Annotated in this window: 17 protein-coding genes; 12 read left to right on the top strand and 5 right to left on the bottom strand. The window is 36.1% G+C overall.

From position 1 onward, the window contains the following. Nucleotides 1-28 precede the first annotated feature (28 nt). Complete coding sequence (hflK, locus tag ACPUVN_RS14870; protein ID WP_426369332.1) at nt 29-1,171, top strand: FtsH protease activity modulator HflK; 1,143 nt, start codon at nt 29-31, stop codon at nt 1,169-1,171. A 3-nt stretch (nt 1,172-1,174) separates the two neighbouring features. Then, a complete protein-coding gene (gene hflC / locus ACPUVN_RS14865; RefSeq protein ID WP_426359555.1) occupies nt 1,175-2,056 on the top strand; it encodes a protease modulator HflC in 882 nt (293 codons plus the stop codon). 709 nt (nt 2,057-2,765) lie between these two features. Here hflC and ACPUVN_RS14860 read toward each other — a convergent pair. From ACPUVN_RS14860 to ACPUVN_RS14850, 3 genes are all read right to left on the bottom strand, one after another. Then, nucleotides 2,766-2,987, bottom strand: a complete 222-nt coding sequence (locus ACPUVN_RS14860) for a hypothetical protein (protein WP_426369331.1) — start codon at nt 2,985-2,987, stop codon at nt 2,766-2,768. Then, nucleotides 2,974-3,150: a transposase gene (locus tag ACPUVN_RS14855; protein WP_426369330.1), complete on the bottom strand. Its 177-nt coding sequence runs from the start codon at nt 3,148-3,150 to the stop codon at nt 2,974-2,976. The genes ACPUVN_RS14860 and ACPUVN_RS14855 overlap by 14 nt, the downstream gene beginning before the upstream one ends. 84 nt (nt 3,151-3,234) lie before the next feature. Beyond that, complete coding sequence (locus ACPUVN_RS14850) at nt 3,235-3,699, bottom strand: hypothetical protein (protein WP_426369329.1); 465 nt, start codon at nt 3,697-3,699, stop codon at nt 3,235-3,237. Nucleotides 3,700-4,311: 612 nt separating this feature from the next. Here ACPUVN_RS14850 and ACPUVN_RS14845 point away from each other — a divergent pair. The 3 genes from ACPUVN_RS14845 to ACPUVN_RS14835 all read left to right on the top strand — a co-directional run bounded on the left by ACPUVN_RS14845 (nt 4,312) and on the right by ACPUVN_RS14835 (nt 8,402). After that, the gene (locus ACPUVN_RS14845; protein WP_426369328.1) at nt 4,312-5,610 is read left to right on the top strand and encodes an adenylosuccinate synthase; all 1,299 of its coding nucleotides are present in this window, start codon (nt 4,312-4,314) and stop codon (nt 5,608-5,610) included. Between the two features lie 647 nt (nt 5,611-6,257). Continuing rightward, nucleotides 6,258-7,499: a malic enzyme-like NAD(P)-binding protein gene (locus ACPUVN_RS14840; protein ID WP_426369327.1), complete on the top strand. Its 1,242-nt coding sequence runs from the start codon at nt 6,258-6,260 to the stop codon at nt 7,497-7,499. A gap of 489 nt (nt 7,500-7,988) precedes the next feature. Beyond that, nucleotides 7,989-8,402: a hypothetical protein gene (locus tag ACPUVN_RS14835; RefSeq protein ID WP_426369326.1), complete on the top strand. Its 414-nt coding sequence runs from the start codon at nt 7,989-7,991 to the stop codon at nt 8,400-8,402. A 10-nt stretch (nt 8,403-8,412) separates the two neighbouring features. Here ACPUVN_RS14835 and metJ read toward each other — a convergent pair whose 3' ends face one another. Next, the gene (gene metJ / locus ACPUVN_RS14830; protein WP_426369325.1) at nt 8,413-8,742 is read right to left on the bottom strand and encodes a met regulon transcriptional regulator MetJ; all 330 of its coding nucleotides are present in this window, start codon (nt 8,740-8,742) and stop codon (nt 8,413-8,415) included. A gap of 211 nt (nt 8,743-8,953) precedes the next feature. Between metJ and metB the strand changes: the two genes are divergently transcribed. From metB to ACPUVN_RS14815, 3 genes are all read left to right on the top strand, one after another. Continuing rightward, nucleotides 8,954-10,111: a cystathionine gamma-synthase gene (gene metB / locus ACPUVN_RS14825; RefSeq protein WP_426359559.1), complete on the top strand. Its 1,158-nt coding sequence runs from the start codon at nt 8,954-8,956 to the stop codon at nt 10,109-10,111. Between the two features lie 70 nt (nt 10,112-10,181). Beyond that, a complete protein-coding gene (gene metL, locus ACPUVN_RS14820; protein ID WP_426369324.1) occupies nt 10,182-12,647 on the top strand; it encodes a bifunctional aspartate kinase/homoserine dehydrogenase II in 2,466 nt (821 codons plus the stop codon). Between the two features lie 58 nt (nt 12,648-12,705). After that, nucleotides 12,706-14,133: a hypothetical protein gene (locus ACPUVN_RS14815; RefSeq protein ID WP_426359562.1), complete on the top strand. Its 1,428-nt coding sequence runs from the start codon at nt 12,706-12,708 to the stop codon at nt 14,131-14,133. 89 nt (nt 14,134-14,222) lie between these two features. Here the strand turns inward: ACPUVN_RS14815 and argE are convergent, their stop codons facing one another. Then, entirely contained in the window at nt 14,223-15,377 is a 1,155-nt protein-coding gene (gene argE, locus ACPUVN_RS14810; protein ID WP_426369323.1) for an acetylornithine deacetylase, read from the bottom strand. Nucleotides 15,378-15,623: 246 nt separating this feature from the next. Between argE and argC the strand changes: the two genes are divergently transcribed. The 4 genes from argC (at nt 15,624) to ACPUVN_RS14790 (ending at nt 20,010) form a co-directional block, all read left to right on the top strand. Beyond that, entirely contained in the window at nt 15,624-16,664 is a 1,041-nt protein-coding gene (gene argC, locus ACPUVN_RS14805) for an N-acetyl-gamma-glutamyl-phosphate reductase (RefSeq protein WP_426369322.1), read from the top strand. Then, on the top strand, nt 16,664-17,470 hold the full coding sequence (gene argB, locus ACPUVN_RS14800) for an acetylglutamate kinase (RefSeq protein ID WP_426359566.1): 807 nt from the start codon (nt 16,664-16,666) through the stop codon (nt 17,468-17,470). The genes argC and argB overlap by 1 nt, the downstream gene beginning before the upstream one ends. A 93-nt stretch (nt 17,471-17,563) precedes the next feature. After that, nucleotides 17,564-18,484: an ornithine carbamoyltransferase gene (locus ACPUVN_RS14795; RefSeq protein WP_426359567.1), complete on the top strand. Its 921-nt coding sequence runs from the start codon at nt 17,564-17,566 to the stop codon at nt 18,482-18,484. 251 nt (nt 18,485-18,735) lie between these two features. After that, nucleotides 18,736-20,010, top strand: a complete 1,275-nt coding sequence (locus ACPUVN_RS14790; protein ID WP_426369321.1) for an argininosuccinate synthase — start codon at nt 18,736-18,738, stop codon at nt 20,008-20,010.

The following is a 20,010-nucleotide window of genomic DNA, read 5'->3' as shown; positions in this document are numbered from 1 at the left end:
GCAGCAATTGTATTTACTGGAGAGCAACATGGCTTGGAATGAACCGGGGAAAGATGATAAAGACCCCTGGAAAAATAAAGGTGGCAAAAATCAAGGACCACCTGATCTAGATGACTTATTTAAAGACTTAGGTAATAAGTTTGGCGGCATATTTGGTGGTAAATCATCAGGTGGCAAGCCAGGTAAAAACTTCTCTAGTATTGGTATTAGTTTAGCTGTGATCGTTGCAGTACTTGTTTATGTATTTAGTGGTTTTTATACCATTAAAGAAGCAGAGCAAGGCATTGTATTACGATTTGGTCAATATACGGGTAATGTAGAACCAGGTCTTCGTTGGAAATGGACATTTGTTGACAGAGTCATTCCTGTTGATATTCAAACAACAAGAAACTTACCTGCTTCAGGCTTTATGCTAACGCAAGATGAAAATGTTGTGCGTGTAGAAATGCAAATACAATATCGTGTAGTTAATGCACGTAATTATGTATTTAGTGTAACTAATGCTGACGATAGCTTAAGTCAATCATTAGACAGCGCATTACGTTATGTTGTGGGTCATTCTAAAATGGATGATGTATTAACAAGTGGTCGTGAAATTGTAAGACAATCTGTTTGGACTGAATTAGAAAGTATTATTGAACCTTATAACTTAGGTTTAATTATTGTTGATGTTAACTTTAAAGATGCACGTCCTCCTGAAGAAGTTAAAGATGCATTCGATGATGCTATTTCAGCACAAGAAGATGAAGTACGTTATTTACGTGAAGCTGAAGCTTATGCTCGTGGTATTGAGCCAATAGCTCGTGGTCGAGTTAAGCGTATGGAACAAGAAGCTTTAGCTTATAAAGAGCAAATCGTATTAGATGCTGAAGGTGATGTAGCGAAATTTAATAAACTACTTCCTGAGTATCAAGCGGCTCCTATTGTAACAAGAGAACGTATGTACCTTGCAACAATGGAAAAAGTATACGCTAACACAAGTAAAGTGATGGTTGATGTTGATGGTGGTAATAACATGATGTACTTACCATTAGATAAAATTATTCAGCAACAATCAACACAACCGAACAGTGCAACGTCGCAACCTAACACGCAACAGCCTGTAACAAGAAGCCCGTCTACTACAACAAATAGTAATCGTGCTGACCGTTTTAACAGTGGGAGAAACTAAGCGATGAAAAACTTTATTATTGCTATTGTGGCAGCATTATTTTTGCTGACAGTTTCTTCAGTGTTTGTAGTTTCTGAAGGGCAACGCGGTATTGTATTTCAATTCTCTAAAATCAAAAGAGATGCGACTGGCGAAATGCTGGTATATGAACCAGGACTTCATTTGAAATTCCCACTGATTAACACAGTGAAAAAAATTGATGCTCGCATACAAACACTTGATGAAGGTGCAGATCGCTTTGTTACTTCTGAAAAGAAAGATGTGATTGTTGATTCATTTGTTAAGTGGCGTATTGTAGATTTTTCTACATATTACTTACGTACAACTGGCTCAATCGATAATGCAAGAGCGCTTTTAAAACAGAAAGTAAATAATGGTTTAAGAACTGAGTTTGGTTCAAGAACAATTAAAGAAATTGTTTCAGGTGATCGTGACTCTATTATGGAAAAAGCACTTGTTAGCGCTAAAAGTAGTAGAGAAGACTTGGGTATCGAAGTTATTGATGTACGAATTAAAGCGATAAACCTACCTGCAGAGGTAAGTGCATCAATTTATGATCGTATGCGTGCTGAACGTACTGCAGTGGCTAAAGAGCATCGCTCTCAAGGTCAAGAACAGTCTGAAATTATTCGTGCAACTATTGATGCTAAAGTAACAGTAATGTTAGCTACGGCACAAAAGAACTCTTTTGAAATTCGAGGTAGTGGTGACGCTTCAGCCGCTAAGGTTTATGCTGACTCTTATACTCAAGATGCAGATTTCTATAAGTTCTTCAGAAGTTTAGAGGCTTATGAGAACAGCTTTAATAGTAAGAATGACATCATGGTAATTAAACCTGATAGTGATTTCTTCCACTACTTAAAGAATCCAACATCAACTAAATAACATTTAAGTTATTGTTAATGTTATCAAAGGCCATGATTTATCATGGCCTTTTTTTTGCTCTAAAATGTATAAATCCATAGTCAGTGAATAGGAGCTTAAAGGCTTAGGTTAAGGTAAAGGTTTAAATTAATGCTTGGGTTAGGGTAACGGAGACTTATGTTTTACATTAGCGCGTGAGGGCTTAGATGATGATACACGAAGCTTTAATAGCGAATATAACCTAACGTTAGACGTGAAAGAACAAGTCAGCACATGGCTACCTATCTTTATTCCTTCTGTAACATTCAATATTTATAACTAACCTGATCTCGGCTTAATATATCCTTCTCTAACAGCTGATTTTACTTGCTTCATTGTTAAATTTACTTGTAATAGGCTAGCTATTGACGCGAAATCTGCCTTGAAGAAAGAAAAACTATCAAGCTAGCGTATAAGTTAAATTTTATTAGTCATAATTTCTATGAATTTAAAGCATCTTAAACCGTATATGGACTCCACCTGTTTAGCAACTGCTTTTACAAAAAGATTAGATGCGCACGTATATACGGTTTTTAATTGAAGAAGCTATCTTCTAACCAGTGATCTATTCGCACCCTCTGTCCTAATCGAAATAGTAGCGTTATTAACGCTGTCGGTTTAAACAGGTTTTCAGAAGGTTGGTCTTACCTATTTGTTAATGCATTTTGCTGAACTTTTTTGAAACTTTAACTTATACTGCTTGGATTTTATATTCTGTACCGTAATTGAGTAATGCCCACGCTGTGCGCACCGTTTTATTCATAAACGCAACACAGGCTCGTTTAATACCTACTCGCTTAACTAAAGCAATGAGCCATTGTTGTTTATACATTTTGGGTTCGGATGGTAACCTGGAAATCACCGAAAGTGCACCTTGGTAGAGGATTGAACGAAGCAGTTTATCTCCCCCCATGTTTGTCTATGCCAACCATGACGACCTTACCACCACTACTATGTTGTTTTGGTGTCAAGCCAACATAAACTGAGGCATGACGACCCTTTTTGAAACTTTTACCATCACCTAAGCATGAAATTAAACCAGCAGCACCTATATAACTAACACCTTCGAGCTTCATCAATCGCTTACATGGCTCAGATTGATTAACTAATTGCTTTAGTTGTAATGTGATTGCTTGATAATGATTTTCTGTTGTTTGATATTACTGCCACAAAATCATGAGTAATTGTTTTATAGGTATGGGTAAATGACTAGATTCTGGAGAGATAAAATAACTAATAGATTCTCTCAATGATTTTTTACCAAAAGGAATTGTTGCTCCGTATTCAAAGCATAAAGCTCGAATATGATTTCCTAGTGACGTTGTTGCTCGGTCAAACCATTTTCGACTAGTCTGAATTGCCTGAATGTTTTGTTGCGATAATGTTTTTACTTGGCAAAAGGTCATACCTAATTGAGCTGAGGCTACAGCAATTCCAACGGCATCATTGGCATCCGTCTTTTGATTGCTGATATAAGGTTTTACTTTTTTAGGGGCCATTCCTTTAACTTCGTGACCAAAAGACTCTGCTGTTCTGGCCCAATAGTGAAAACTAGCACAACCTTCCATTGCTACTACGCAGGGTAGTGAGTTAGCGAGTAGTTCTTTAGTCTTTTGCGGCGACATGACTTTATTGAATAAGATCTCACCGTGCTTGTTTACTTTACATACTTGAATTACTTTTTTGCTAAGTCGAGTGATATTATTGTACGCTTACTCATGTATGGACTCCTTTTGTTTTAGTCGACACCAATCTATAACTGTAGAGTGGTGGAGTCCATACATCGAGTTCAGGTTAATTAACTTAACTACAAAAATATGATTTATTTAACAAATAAGCTTTTTATATAAAGAAGTAGGCTTCGAGCTGAAAAAAAATTGGCGTGGTGCCATTTGATACTCAATCACTTGTGCTAGTAAATAAAGATAAAACTAATTGGATATAGAGCTACATTCAATATTTTCTGACTTTCCTCTTTTTAATATGTTTTTAAATTTTTATTCAAAATTAGATTTATTCATCAATAAATAATTAATTTATCTTAGCAAAGGTAAATGGCGTCAATAGGTTAAATACTTCACATAACTTGTTCAATTTACAAGTTATAACCTTTAATTCTAATAAATATTATTTTGTTTATTTTATCATCTTCAGGAAAACTGCCATTTAGTGCTTGGACTGTGTTTTCATATTTGATAGAATCCTCGCCTAATTTTTTCTATTAAAAATTTTCTAACATGGGTAAAAACGTTGTAGTTCTAGGCACTCAATGGGGTGACGAAGGTAAAGGTAAGGTAGTTGACTTACTTACAGATAAAGCTAAATACGTAGTTCGTTATCAAGGTGGGCACAATGCGGGTCACACTTTAGTTATCGACGGTCAAAAAACAGTATTACATTTAATACCATCAGGTGTTTTACGTGAAAACGTGAAATGTTTAATTGGTAACGGTGTTGTTTTATGTCCAAAAGCATTAATGACTGAAATCGGCATGTTAGAAGATCGCGGTGTACCGGTTAGAGAGCGTCTATTAATTAGTGATGCTTGTCCTCTAATTCTTCCTTATCACAATGCTTTAGATGCAGCTCGTGAAATTGCCCGTGGTAATAAGCCGATTGGTACTACAGGTCGTGGTATTGGTCCAGCGTATGAAGATAAAGTAGCTCGTAGAGGTTTACGTGTTGGTGATCTAATCAATGCTGAAACATTTGCTGAAAAGTTAAAAGAAATTATGGAATACCATAACTTTGCATTAACTCAGTATTATAAAGTTGAAGCAGTAAGCTACGAAGAAGTACTTGCTGATGCATTAGCTGTTCGTGACGTAATCATTAATATGATTGCTGATATCCCTGAACTTTTAGACCAATCGCGTAAAGCAGGCGAGTCTATTATGTTTGAAGGTGCTCAAGGTACTTTATTAGATATCGATCACGGTACATACCCTTATGTAACTTCATCTAATACAACAGCGGGTGGTGTTTCTACTGGTTGTGGTTTTGGTCCTCGTAACCTTGATTATATTCTAGGTATTACCAAAGCTTACACTACACGTGTTGGTTCAGGTCCATTCCCTACGGAATTAGATGATGAAATAGGTGAGCACTTAGGAACTGTAGGCCATGAATTTGGTGCTACTACAGGTCGTGAGCGTCGTTGTGGCTGGTTTGATGCCGTAGCAATGCATCGTGCTGTTCAAATTAATAGTATCACAGGCTTTTGTTTAACTAAGCTTGACGTACTAGATGGTTTGAAAGAACTTAAAATCTGTACAGGTTATAAGAAACCTTCAGGTGAAATTATTACTGTTTCTCCTACAGCTGCAGAAGGCTACGAAGAAATTACACCAGTTTATGAAACTCTACCAGGTTGGAGTGAACAAACTGCAGGTGTAACTAAGCGTGAAAATCTTCCAGCTAATGCTATTGCTTACATTAAGCGTATTGAAGAAATTACAGGTGTTCCAGTTGATATTATCTCTACTGGGCCAGACCGTAACGAAACGATTATTTTAGTTAATCCATTTGATGAATAGTTAAACTGTTCTTCATCTTCAAAAAGCTACTCATTTGAGTGGCTTTTTTTATGCCTAAAATTTATCAGTAGAATAATTACTTAACCTGAACTCTGGATAAGCAGTTATGTCTAATATTGTTATTTACCCCTCTAACGTCGTTGCCTGAATGGATGCAGGTACTTAGTTTTTATCGGGAATAAAAAAACTGTATTTTTATTGCTAATAGCCAGCTATTAGTCAAGAAAAATGTTCTTGTTATAGAATTAAATTCCAACATTAGGAGAGTAATAAATCATTTAAACAAATGGTGTTGCAATAATTTACTTATAAAGTATTGAAAATCACTATTTTACAAAACCCATTATTCAGAGTTCAGGTTACTTACTAAGTTTTATGCATTGTAATTATTCATTTTTCCTAATGAAAAAAGTAGATCACTTAATTAATCAAATTGGTATAGAAGCTTATAAATAGAAGCCTGCAGTGAAGGTAAGGTTGTAATTATGGGTTCTATAGAGTTTATAAGTATTGTATATAGTGAAACACTATTTAAATTACAGGGTCATTGGTGATTTTTCGTGTTATTTTATTCAGATAATAATAAACCGTAATTTTTGTACCTTAGTATGTAATATTACATCCCACTTTTATAATTAGGACATTCAATGACAGACTTTCGCCAACAAGCACTTGATTATCATCAATATCCAACTCCGGGTAAAATTAGTGTAGAACTTACAACAGCAGCAGAAACTAGCCTAGATTTATCATTAGCTTATAGCCCTGGTGTTGCGGAACCTGTAAGAGAAATTGCGAAAAACCCTGACGATGTTTACAAATATACAGGTAAAGGTAATACCGTTGCCGTTATCACTAATGGCACAGCAATTTTAGGTTTAGGCAACTTAGGGCCTATGGCGTCAAAACCTGTAATGGAAGGTAAAGCATTATTATTTAAACGTTTTGCTAATATTGACTCTTTTGATATTGAAGTAAAGCATAATACCGTTGAAGAATTTATTAACACAGTAGCTAATATTGCTGACAGTTTTGGTGGTATTAATTTAGAAGATATTAAAGCGCCAGAATGTTTTGTGATTGAAAAAGCCTTGATAGAACGCTGTAAAATACCAGTGTTTCACGATGATCAACATGGCACGGCTATAGTAACAGCGGCAGGTATGATCAATGCATTAGAAATACAAGGTAAAGATATATCATCAGCTCGAATTGTTTGTTTAGGCGCGGGTGCTGCAGCTATCGCTTGTATGGAGCTTCTTATTAAATGTGGAGCTCAGCGTGAACAAATATACATGTTGGATACTAAAGGGGTTATTCATACTCGACGTGATAATTTAAATGAATACAAAAAGCTATTCGCTAACAATACTGACAAGAGAACATTAGAAGATGCCATTGATGGTGCTGATGTATTTGTTGGTGTTTCAGGACCGAACTTATTAACAGCTGAACATGTAAAAATGATGGCAAACAATCCTGTTATATTTGCTTGCTCAAACCCAGATCCGGAAATAAAACCTGAACTTGCCCATGCGGCACGCAACGATATTATTATAGCGACAGGGCGTTCAGATTATCCTAACCAGGTAAACAACGTTTTATGTTTCCCGTTTATTTTCCGTGGTGCGTTAGATGTTCGTGCTAGAACAATAAATGATGAAATGAAAATTGCCGCAGTACATGCAATAAGAGCCTTAGCTAAAGAAGAAGTGCCTCAAAAAGTATTAGATGCAAGTGGCGTAACTAGCTTAGTCTTTGGTAAAGAATACATCATACCTAAGCCTATGGATCCTCGCTTATGTGCTAATGTAGCTCAAGCAGTTGCTAAAGCTGCGGTAGATTCAGGTGTAGCTGCTTTAGAATATCCGGAAAACTATATGCTTTAGACATCACCAAACCGTGTGATTAGTTGTAAATATAATTAAGGGCGTAAGCCCTTTTTATTTGTATTAAATCTGAATAATATATTTTCGGGTTTTGGTCTTAGGGCTCTAAATAAAATTCATCTATCAATGCTCATGCATAAGTAACCTGAACTCTGGATAAGCAGTTATGCCTAATATTGTTATTTAACCCTCTAACGTCGTTGCCTGCATGGATGCAGGTACTTAGTTTTTATCGGGAATAAAAAAACTGTATTTTTATTGCTAATAGCCAGCTATTAGTCAAGAAAAATGCCTTGTTATAGAATTAAATTCCAACATTAGGAGAGTAATAAATCATTTAAACAAATGGTGTTGCAATAATTTACTTATAAAGCATTTAAAATCAATGTATTACAAAACCCATTATCCAGAGTTCAGGTTAAGTAGCAAAAAAATTAATTGTTTTGTATATAATAGAGCTAGGTATACATCAACGTAAAGTATTGAGTAATGGAAGAAACGTTACCTATAACTATTAGTACCAGTGAAAGTTTAGCAAAACGCTATAACAAATTAACGAGTGTGGTGAACAAGCAAGAAGCTCAAGTTAATTTTCAAACGTTGGCGGCGGGTTGGTATGAAGATGAAAACAACATTACCCAACTAAATATGATCTTAGTAGGTAATGATGAATACCTGCAACAATTGGCGCTTGAGAGTAGTGATGATAAAACCGAGATCTCTGATGATGTAATGCTTTACATCAATCAAACTCAGTTAAAGTGTCTTATCGCGATAACAGATGCTGAAATGGAGTTACTAGATAAACAGCCCAAAGTATTATCAGGCTATATATCAATTAAAGTGAAAAAAGTGATTAACGAAATTGCTGAAAAACAAGGGTTACTCGCGTTACCCTTGTAAACTTTTGTGCTTAATCATCTTCAGTATCATAAGCACTAAAGTCAGTAATACCTTTAGCTTCAAGTATTTTACGAACACTTGCAGGTAACTTCTCATTATTGTCTTTAGCTAAATCGTTATCGTCTGGTAAAGGTTGACCAGTAAAAGCATGTAAAAATGCTTCACATAATAATTCACTGTTAGTTGCATGGCGAAGGTTATTAACTTGGCGACGAGTTCTCTCATCAGTTAATACCTTGAGAACACGTAAAGGGATAGATACAGTGATCTTCTTTACTTGTTCGCTTTTTTTCCCGTGTTCGGCGTATGGATTAATATACTCGTCATTCCACTCTGCCATAAGTTCTACACCTTTTATAAAGAAACATGTTATTGAAGGTAAAAATCAATTACATAGATAATAAACCAATTTTACTGTTTGTGAGCCTTGAGTCAATAACGAATGTGTAGAAGTTTAGAAGTCTAAAATTTCTTGACCAAATATAGTAAAGCGTTTAGAGTTTTAGACATCTAAACATCTATTTAAAAATGTACGCACAGCTGGAGTCAAAATGACCAAGAAAAGTATGGCAACAATAGCGGCAAGGGCTGGTATTAATAGCGATAAACAACATGTTGGTGTAGTGCCAGCAATACATTTATCAAGTACGTATGCATTAAAAGGCTTTAACCAAAAGCGTGATTACGATTATTCACGTACTGGAAACCCAACACGTGCAACTTTTGCGGGTGCAGTAGCTGAGCTTGAAGAAGGTACTAAAGGTATAGTAACCAGCACAGGTATGGCAGCAGTGCATTTAATTTGCCAATTACTAACAACTGATGATTTGTTAGTTGTGCCTCATGATTGTTACGGTGGCAGCTATAGATTGTTTACCCATTTGGCTAAAAAAGGTAACTTTAAACTCATTATTGTTGATCAAAATGACGATGCAGCTTTAGCTGATGCTTTTACACAAAAACCTAAGTTGGTGTTAATCGAGTCACCAAGTAACCCATTATTACGCATTGTTGATATTGAAAAAGTAACAAAAGCAGCACATGACGTTGGTGCCTTGGTTGCTGTAGACAATACGTTTATGTCACCACTTTTACAAAAGCCGTTACTTTTAGGTGCTGATATCGTTTTTCATTCAACAACTAAGTATATTAATGGTCATAGTGATGTGGTCGGTGGTGTTTTAGTCACTAAAGATGAAGCTTTAGGTGATGAACTCGCTTGGTGGGCAAACTGTATTGGTATTACAGGATCACCGTTCGATAGTTATCTTGCTTTACGTGGCTTGAAGACTTTGCCAGTAAGAATGAGACAGCATCAAATAAACGCCGATAAAATAGCAAATTTCTTGAATGAGAATGATGCGGTAGAAGTTGTGTATTATCCTGGTTTAGCTGATCATCCTGGCTACGAAATTGCTAAAAAGCAACAAGTAAGCGCTGGCGCTATGATGAGCTTTGAAGTAAAAGGTGGTGTTGAAGCCGTTAAGAAATTATTTGAAAACTTAAATATGTTCACCTTAGCGCAATCGTTAGGTGGTGTTGAAAGTTTAATTAGTCATCCATCAACCATGACACATGCAGGTATGGAAATTTCAGCTCAGCTAGAAGCGGGAATTACACAGTCGTTAGTACGTCTTTCAGTTGGTATAGAATACGTAGACGACTTAATTGAAGATTTAGAGCAGGGGCTTTTAGCCTGCCAAAAATAATAATCACTTATCTACAGTTGTTAACACTAAAAATAAACAGCTGTAGAATTAAATATTCTTGTTGGTATAAATGAAATCAGTAAACGAAATAGAACAACTAGTTAGTGAAAATAATCAGTTAGCAAAACATGCTATTCATGTACATAAATTTGGTGGCAGCAGTTTAGCTAGCGTCGAATGTATCGAGCGTGTTGTTAACATTATTAAAAACCATTGTAAGCTTAATGACTTTGTAGTGGTTTCTGCTAATGGTAAAACGACTGATGCTTTAGTTAATATATACCAACAAGCACTTGATGCTTCTGCTGAACTTGACGCTTCTATTCATGGGCTTCAATTAGCTCAGCAATTGCTGATTAATACCTTACTTAAAAGCCATTCAAAACAGCTAATCACATTACTTGAACAAGACATCGAGTTATTAAAAGCTTGGGTCGTTAATACACCTACTGATGATAAAAATATCGAGAAAAACGAAGCTAACATTCTTGCTTTAGGTGAGTTATGGTCAGCACGTTTATTGTCAGCTATATTAAGTGAGCGAGTATGCCCAAGCTACTTTGTTGATGCGCGCGACTTTCTTGTTGTTAATAACGACCAAGATTGTGTGGTTGACGATAGCTTAAGCCAGCAGCAATTTTCAGTTTTATTACAAAACGAAAAGCTAGCCGTAGTTACAGGTTTCATTGCTAAAAATGCAGCAGGGGATAACTGTACTTTAGGTCGTAATGGCAGTGATTACTCAGCAACTATTGTTGCCTCGTTAGTGGGTGCATTACATGTCACCTTATGGACAGATGTTGATGGTATTTACAGTGCTGATCCACGTATTGTTCCGCTAGCAAGAAAGCTAAACCGTTTACCTAATGGTGTAGCAAGAGAGCTAGGACGTTTAGGCAACCCTGTATTGCATGCTAAAACGCTACAACCGCTCGAAAATCATAGTGCACACTTACATATTGCTAGCAGTTTTGATCCAAATACTAGCGGCACCGAAGTGGGACGCTTTGGTCAAATTGCTAAATCTGAATTATCGGTTACTTATCTTAATGACCTAATCATCGCGAAATCAGTCAGCTTAACAGGCTCGTATGGTGAACAAGCCATTAAACAATTTTCAGCTATTTGCTCTGATATCAATGCAGGCTTTATTGTTATTACGCAAAACAGACAAAAAGCTTTAAGCCAATGGTTAGCAAGTCATGATACTGAAGTATCTTTCACGCCTGTTTCTATCATCGCTATTGTAGGTCATGAAGTGGCAAAGCATGGTGATGTAAAAGCTCAATTCAAACGCGCCTTAAAAAACTACCAAACTATGCATATAGTTAGCTCGACTAACGAACATAGTTTAATTGCTGTTTTACCACATTCTTGTACAGGCGAGACGGTGAATAATGTTCATCATGATATGACAAAAGACGCTCGCCATATTGGTGTTGTAATTGCTGGAGTTGGTAATATCGGTGAACGCTTCTTAGAAATGTTACCTGCACAAATGGAGCGTATACCTGCACTTGAGAATGTTCATTTAGTAGGATTAGTTAGTTCGAAAAAAGCCATTATTAGTCGTGATGGAATTGATGCAACCCAAGCTTATGAGCTTTTTCAAAAAGAAGCTACGCCGTACAAAAAAGAAGATTTATTATCATGGTTATCTAACCACCCATACGATGAACTGATTGTGGTTGATATTACGCCGAGTGAAGACTTTAGCTTGTTATACCAAGAATTTTTTGAAAAAGGTATTCATGTTATCGGTGCCAATAAGTGGGCAGCATCATCGTCTACAGAGCAATACAATAAGCTTTTTAATACAGCGAAGAATAATCATAGTTTATGGTTAGGTAATACAACCGTAGGTGCTGGTTTACCTATTAATTTTGCGATCGATAACTTGTTAGAATGTGGTGATTCAATTAAAGAAATATCAGGTATATTTTCAGGGACATTATCTTGGTTATTTGAAACCTATGATGGCTCAGTACCTTTTTCTGAGTTATTAACGTCAGCGTTAGCGCAAGGCATTACTGAACCAGATCCGCGTGAAGATTTGTCAGGTCGAGACGTACAACGTAAGTTATTAATTTTAGCGCGTTTAGCCGGTTTCGAATTAGCTTTAGAAGATATTGACTGTCAAAACTTAGTACCTGAAAACCTACAAAGTTTATCAATTACTGAGTTTTTAGCTAACCTAAATCAACTGGATAGCTACTTTGCCGATAAGCTTGAACAAGCGAATAAACAAAATGCTTGTATACGTTATGTAGCGGCTTTTATTTGCGAGAGTAATAAACTTAAAGCGAAAGTAAGTTTAGAGGTATTACCTAAGAATGATGCTTTTGCAAACCTGACACCTGGCGATAATATTTTTAAAATTATTAGCCAATGTTATGAAGATAATCCGCTTATTATTAGAGGCGCTGGCGCAGGAAGAGATGTAACATCAGCAGGCTTACATTCAGATTTAGCTATAATCTGTAAAAGGTTAGCACACAGAAAACAACCCGTTAAATTAAAAGGCTCTCAGCAATAAGCTTGTGAGCTTTAGATGTTTATTTTTTAGGATGTTAAATGATTATTTTATGTAATAGATGGCTGTAAGTATTAGCCAAGATACAAATTTTACCACGAGTGTGAAAAACCTTTCACAGCAAATTTTTGGTAAAAATCCGAAAAAAGAATCTATGCTTCAATTAGCGGTAGGGTATTTTCATATCGCAAATATCCAACAGCTTGCAGCAAAAGAAGTGTCAAATAAAGCAGAGAGTGATGTAAGAAGTCATACAAGAAGTAGAGTCAAAAATCATGCTAATGATTTAATTAGACATGATTTATATCGAGAGCAAAGATATACGCAACTTGATAATCTTTGCCGAGATATTTTATTGTTATCAGAAGGTGATTCGTTTACCGAAGATAACCGTAAGTCAGCTCGCTTATTAGCAACAATACAATTGCTAAGTCCTAACGATATTAGCAAAGTTCCAGCATCTAATGAATTAAATAAACCTCTGTATAAAGCAGTATTGTGCTTAAGAGTATTAGATAAGTTATGTATTGATAACTCTATTTCAGAGCCTTATATTAAAGAACGCTTAGCTGGTATTCCTCCAGAAAAGTATGCTCGTTTCTCTTCAATTGACCCTATCTCCTATAAAGGGTTTGTAGAGGAAGTTAAAATTCCTCTGATAAAAGCCGCACTATTACAAGATATAGGAAATAACCATCCTGATGCTCAGCTGATCTTAAAAGGAAAAAGCGGTAAAGAAGATCCTTTTAGAGTGCTGAGTGTAGAAGACCGAAAAAGTTTACTGCAAATTGATTACCGAGAAACTATTAAATATCTTGTTGAAGGAATTGGTGTCGCTAAATATGTAGGTAACTTAAAAGTAGAACGAGATTACTTTGATGTAAAAGAAAAACAAAAACTACTTTTTATTAAAACATTATTAAAAGGCAGTATTAACCCTAAAAAAGGCATAGGAAACTTACTTAAAGTTCCTCAAATTTACAGCTCAATTGTTTTATCAACTAAATCAAACTACAACTACGCGCTTTTACCTAAGGTGTATCAGGCATTGTATAAAAATGCAGAGAAGGGCGTTTGCCATCATATTGTTGTTGATGCGATGCACGCGATCACAGGAACCTTTCCTTTAGGCTACGGGGTTACTTATATTGCTGAAAATACCCAAGGCGATAAACAGTATTGTTATGAATATGCCATTGTTAAAGGTTTGTACCCTGATAATCCAGAAGCACCTTTGTGTAGAACAACAACACGTAATCTATCTTTTATTTCTTTCGGGCAAGATATTGTGGTGCCTAAAGAGCGCAATTTACACTTTACAGAAGTATCTAAAAAGCTTGTAACAATAGACAAAGGACGACTGAATGAGATCTTAAGTTTGTTGTCTTCCAATCATACAGAACGAAGTAAAGATGATCTTATTCCTCGTTATTGGTTGGCGAATGAATACTTTACTACTAAGGCACATCAGAATCTGTGGAATAAATAGATAAGAAATCTATCTATTTATTGTTATTTAACGCTTCAGTGATGTGCTTTGACTTATCAATATTAAAAATAGTCTTTCTAACTTCGTATCTAATCTTTTAAGCAATATTTCTTTATCATTTGAGTCAGTAGTTTTTCAGTTTTTGTGATTTCTGACAAAGCTAAGAATTCGTTAGGTTGATGTGCCTGATCAATAGAGCCAGGTCCCATCACAATCGTTTGACAGCCTAACCCCTGAATAAATGGGGCTTCAGTTGCGTAATTTACTGCACAGCATTTATGACCCGAAAAGTGCTCGGCTGTTTCAATTAAGTCGCTGGGTTGGCTTTGTTCAAAACTAGGTGAACTTGGGTGTAATTCATTAACCTTAATTCTACCAGGATATTTTTCAGCTAACGATTTCAAACTATCTGTTAGGCAAGTAATTAACTCTTCATCTGCCATACCAGGCAAAGAACGCATGTCTATATCAAGATCACAATGACCACATATTCTATTGGCATTATCGCCACCTTTAATCGCGCCAAGATTTAGGGTAGGTGAAGTAACATCAAATTGAGTATTTTTATAGTTTACTGATAATTGCTCTTTTAATGTAAGTAAGGCACCAATCACTTGGTACATTATTTCAATAGCGTTGATACCTAAACTGGGTTTACTTGAATGACCTGATTGACCTTCAATACTAATTCGGTGAGACATGTGTCCTTTATGCATAACAACAGGCACTAAGTTTGTTGGCTCGCCAATAATGGCTACGTCAGGTTTAATATCTTGAGATTCTGCAAAGAAACGGGCACCTGCCATAGTTGTTTCTTCATCAGCTGTTGCGAGTATGTATAACGGCTTTTTAAGCATGGTTGCATCTAAGCCTTTACAAGCTTGTAGAATGAAAGCAAAAAAGCCTTTCATGTCACATGTACCTAAGCCAAAAAACTTATCATCTTTTTCAATAATAGCGAAAGGATCTGATTGCCATCTATTCTCATCAAAAGGCACAGTGTCACTATGACCTGCGAGCAATAAACCACCTTCGCCCGAGCCTAATTTTGCTAATAGATTATATTTATCGCGAGTATTGGGTACTTTTTGAATAGTAATGCTGAAACCTAAAGCTTCAAACCAACCTGCTAGTAAATGAATTATTTCTTTATTTCCTTGATCCCATTTCTCTTGAGTTGAACTTATAGATGGGCTTGAGATTAATTCTTTAAGTGCTGTAGTAAAATTAGGCAATTTTTTCATACGATTTATCTTAAATGTTTTTCGTGGGTAGTTATGTTGATTTATTGCATAACTAGTTATCGGGTGATAACATGTTTCTTTAGTGTAGATAACCTAAATCAAGAACGCTATTTAAAAATATAAAGAGAAAATTCATCTCCTTTCATTTTTTTCAAAATACTTATTTAACATCCTGTTTTATTTGATAAAATAAATGTTAATCTCTGGTTTAGTTTTTACAAATATCAAAAGGTTTTAAGGAATAATATGAAAGTCGCAATTATTGGAGCTAGCGGTTACGTTGGCGCAGAATTAATTAATTTATTAACCGCTCACAATAAAATCTCTATTGTTCATCTTTTAGTGTCTGAAAATAGCTCATCTGAAGGATTATTATTTTCAGACTTACATGCAAAATACCAAGGGATTTGTGATTTACCTTTACAAGCCTTTTCTCCTGCTTGGTTTGATGAAAATATTAAAAATGCAGAAGAGAAAATTGACGCTGTATTTTTTGCTACACCACATGAGTATAGCGCAGAGTGGGCAAATATCTTTTTAGATGAAGGTGTAAAAGTACTCGACTTATCAGGTGGCTTTCGTTTGAAAGACGCTTCAGATTACCCAGCCTATTACGGTTTCGAGCATAAAAATTTAGCGGCTTTAGAGCAAGCTAACTATGGTTTAGTTGAATGGTTAGATGAGTCGTTTGCTGATTCTAAAATTGTTGCTGTGCCAGGCTGTTATCCAACAGCGAGTTTATTAGGCTTAAAGCCTATGACAGCAAACAACTTACATATAGAAAATTCATTGATTGTTGTAAATGGTATTAGTGGTGTATCGGGTGCAGGACGTAAAGCTTCTTTAGGCACTAGCTTTAATGAAGTGAGCTTAACGGCTTATAATATTTTACAACACAGACATCAGCCTGAAATTAGTCAGGAAGCTAACTCTCAAGTTATTTTTAATCCACATTTAGCACCATACAAGCGTGGCTTATTATCAACAGTTACTTTGCAACTAAAAGCTGGCGTAACAGAAGAGCAAGTTAATCAAGCTTATCATAATGCTTACGACGACAAACCATTAGTACGTATCGCAGCAACATGGCCAAAAATTGATAACGTAGCATACACACCTTTCGCCGATATTCATTGGAAGTATGATGCTGATAAACAAGTAGTGGTTGTGAGTACTGCGATAGATAACCTATTAAAAGGTGCGGCATCACAAGCGGTTCAATGTGCTAACTTGATTATGGGGTTACCAAGCGAATACGGTTTAATCCCTAATGTAGGTGTTAAATAATGTCGTTATCAGTACAAGCGTCTATAGCTAAACCATTAGTGATAAAAATTGGTGGGGCTATATTAGATCATGATCCTGAAAAAGCCTCAGCACTAAAAGCTTTATTAGTTGCATTATCAACATTAGAAAACCAACAAATTGTGTTAGTACACGGTGGTGGTAGTTCTGTTGATAAACAACTAACACAAGCAGGTTTCAAAACTGAGAAAAAAGATGGTAAGCGTATTACACCCACTGAACAAATGCCTATTATTGCAGGCACGTTAGCAGGTTTTGTAAATAAAACGATTGTTGGTGTAGCAAACGAATTAAAGCTATCGGCTGTAGGCTTATCATTAGGTGATGGTGATATGGTTAGCTGTACATTAGCCGATGCAACTTTAGGTAATGTAGGCGATCCAAGTCCTAAAAATAGTGCATTATTAACAACATTGTTAGCGAATAATTTTTTCCCTATTGTTTCTTCAATAGGAGCGTTAGATAATGGCGAATTAGTGAATGTAAATGCTGATGATGCAGCGGTTGCTATTTGCCAATTATTAGAAGCAGAATTGTTATTATTAACTGATGTACCAGGCGTAAAAGGCGCTGAAGGTGAATGGTTAAGTGAACTTGGTAGCAAACAAGCTGCCCAACTTATTGAACAAGGTGTTATTGCTGGTGGTATGACAGCAAAAGTAAATGCAGCATTACTCGCTGCTAATCAGTTACGACGAAGTATCGCGGTTGCCAGTTGGAAGTCTCCTGAACAGATCGTGAACTTGATCAAAGGTGACAATGTAGGTACCCGTATTTTAGCTGACTAAACATATTTATCCTGAGCTCAGGTTATTTATTACTGTATAACTTATTGCGCGAAATGTCATAGACTGTCGCATAACACTTAGAAGGTTTCTTGTATGTCTTTACAGAATTTTTTAGCTGACGATCAGCTAAACAAAGAGCAAACGCTTGGACTTATCGAGCTTGCTAAAAAAATCAAAAATAATCCTGCTGACTATTCACAAGCTTTAGCGGGTAAATCTGTGGTAATGCTTTTTGAAAAACCATCATTACGTACTCATGTAAGTTTCGATATGGGCATCAATAAATTAGGTGGTCATGCTTTATACCTAGGTCAACAAAACGGTAAGTTAGGTGAGCGTGAACGTATTAGTGATTATGCTAATAACTTGTCATGTTATGCCGATGCTATTGTTGCTCGTGTATTTAGTAATGACTCGATTGAAGGTTTAGCACAACACGCTAGCGTACCTGTTATTAATGCTTTATGTGATTTATATCATCCGTGCCAATCATTAGCTGATTTTGTTACTTTATCAGAAAATTTTGATGATTTAAGCCAAGTGAAATTTGCTTATATTGGTGACGGAAATAACGTATCAAATTCATTAATGCTAATGGCAGCAACTATAGGAATGGACTTTACGTTAATTTGTCCTGAAGGTTGTGGTCCAACAGATGCGATGTTCGATAAAGCACAAAACATTGCTAAAGCATCGGGTTCTAAAATGGAACTGAGTCATGATATCAATGCTATTGGTTCGCAAGATGTTATTGCAACGGATACATGGGTTTCTATGGGTGATGAAGACGCAAGTAAAAAAGCAGAGATTTTAAAGAAATTTGCTCCTTATCAAGTGAATCACGCATTAATGGCAAAAGCGGGCGCAAATGTAGTTATGCATTGTCAGCCAGCTCATTTGGGTGAAGAAATCACAGAAGAGCTATTTGACGATAAAGAAAAGTCAGTGGTTTTCCAAGAAGCAGAAAACAGAATGTGGGCTCAAGCAGCCGTATTAGTAACTCTACTTCGTTGATTAAACACTGTTCTTGTTATTTGCCACAATAGCTGCGGCAAAAGTACTCGTTGATACTTATCAATTCCGTGCTTTTTTCTTGCTCTTGAGGCAAATGACAGACGAACAGTATTCAATCAAAAAAAATTACTTTTAGTGAAACTTACATTGTGTAAACTTCATTAAAGCAAAATTTTAATTAAACAGTTTGTAATCACGTACTCGGCATTTACGCCGTATAAATGCCGATTACAAAGATTAAGGAATATATAATGGCTTTAGCAGAAAAGAAAAAGATCAAAAAAATAGTATTAGCATACTCAGGTGGTTTAGACACATCAGCAATCATTCCATGGTTGAAAGAAAACTATGAAGGTTGTGAAGTTATCGCATTTTGTGCTGATGTTGGCCAAGGTGAAGAAGAGCTTGTTGGTATTCAAGAAAAAGCAATCGCTTCAGGTGCTACTGAATGTCACGTTGTAGATCTTAAAGAAGAATATGTTAAAGAATATATTTACCCAATTCTTAAAACAGGTGCAGTTTATGAAGGCCAATACCTTTTAGGTACTTCAATGGCTCGTCCTGTTATTGCTAAAGCACACGTTGAAGTTGCTTTAAAAGTAGGTGCTGACGCTGTATGTCACGGTTGTACTGGTAAAGGTAACGACCAAGTACGTTTTGAATCTTGTTTTGCTGCATTAGCACCAGAGTTAACTGTTATTGCTCCATGGCGTGAGTGGGACATGGTTTCTCGTGAAGACTTATTAGATTACTTAGCAGAGCGTAATGTTCCATGTTCAGCTTCATTAACAAAAATTTATAGTCGTGATGCTAACGCATGGCACATTTCTCACGAAGGTGGTGAGTTAGAAGACCCTTGGTGTGAGCCGTCTAAAGAAGTTTGGACTATGACTGTAGATCCAATGGATGCTCCTGATGAAGCAGAGCGTGTTGAATTAAGCTTCTTTAAAGGTGAGTTAGTATCTGTAGACGGTAAAGACTTTACTGAAAATGGTTCACCTGCTCATGACGCATTAATGTACCTAAACGATAAAGGTGCTGCACATGGTGTAGGTCGTATCGATATCGTAGAAAACCGTTTAGTTGGTATGAAGTCTCGTGGTTGTTATGAAACTCCAGGTGGCACAATCTTAATGGCAGCTTACAAAGGATTAGAAACTCTAATTTTAGATAAAGAGTCATTAAAATACCGTGAGTCAATTGGACATGAATTTTCGCACGTAATATACGATGGTCGTTGGTTTACTCCATTGGCTAAAGCACAACTTGCTGGCGCAGCTTCTTTTGCTGAACAGTTAACAGGTGATGTTGTTGTTAAATTATATAAAGGTATGGCGCAAGTGACTCAACGTCGTTCGCCTAACTCGTTATACTCAGAAGAGTTTGCAACATTTGGGGCTGATGATGTATACGACCAAAAACATGCTGAAGGTTTTATCCGTTTATTCAGCTTATCTAGTCGTATTACTGCGCTTTCTCAAAAAGGCAGTAAGTTAGCTGCTCCTTCAGAAAATAAGGATAGCTAA

It is taken from the genome of Pseudocolwellia antarctica (genome assembly GCF_049933045.1).
Taxonomy (GTDB): Bacteria; Pseudomonadota; Gammaproteobacteria; order Enterobacterales; family Alteromonadaceae; genus Pseudocolwellia.
Note: the sequence above shows the minus strand (reverse complement) of the source record. Positions and strands in the feature narration are given on the sequence as shown.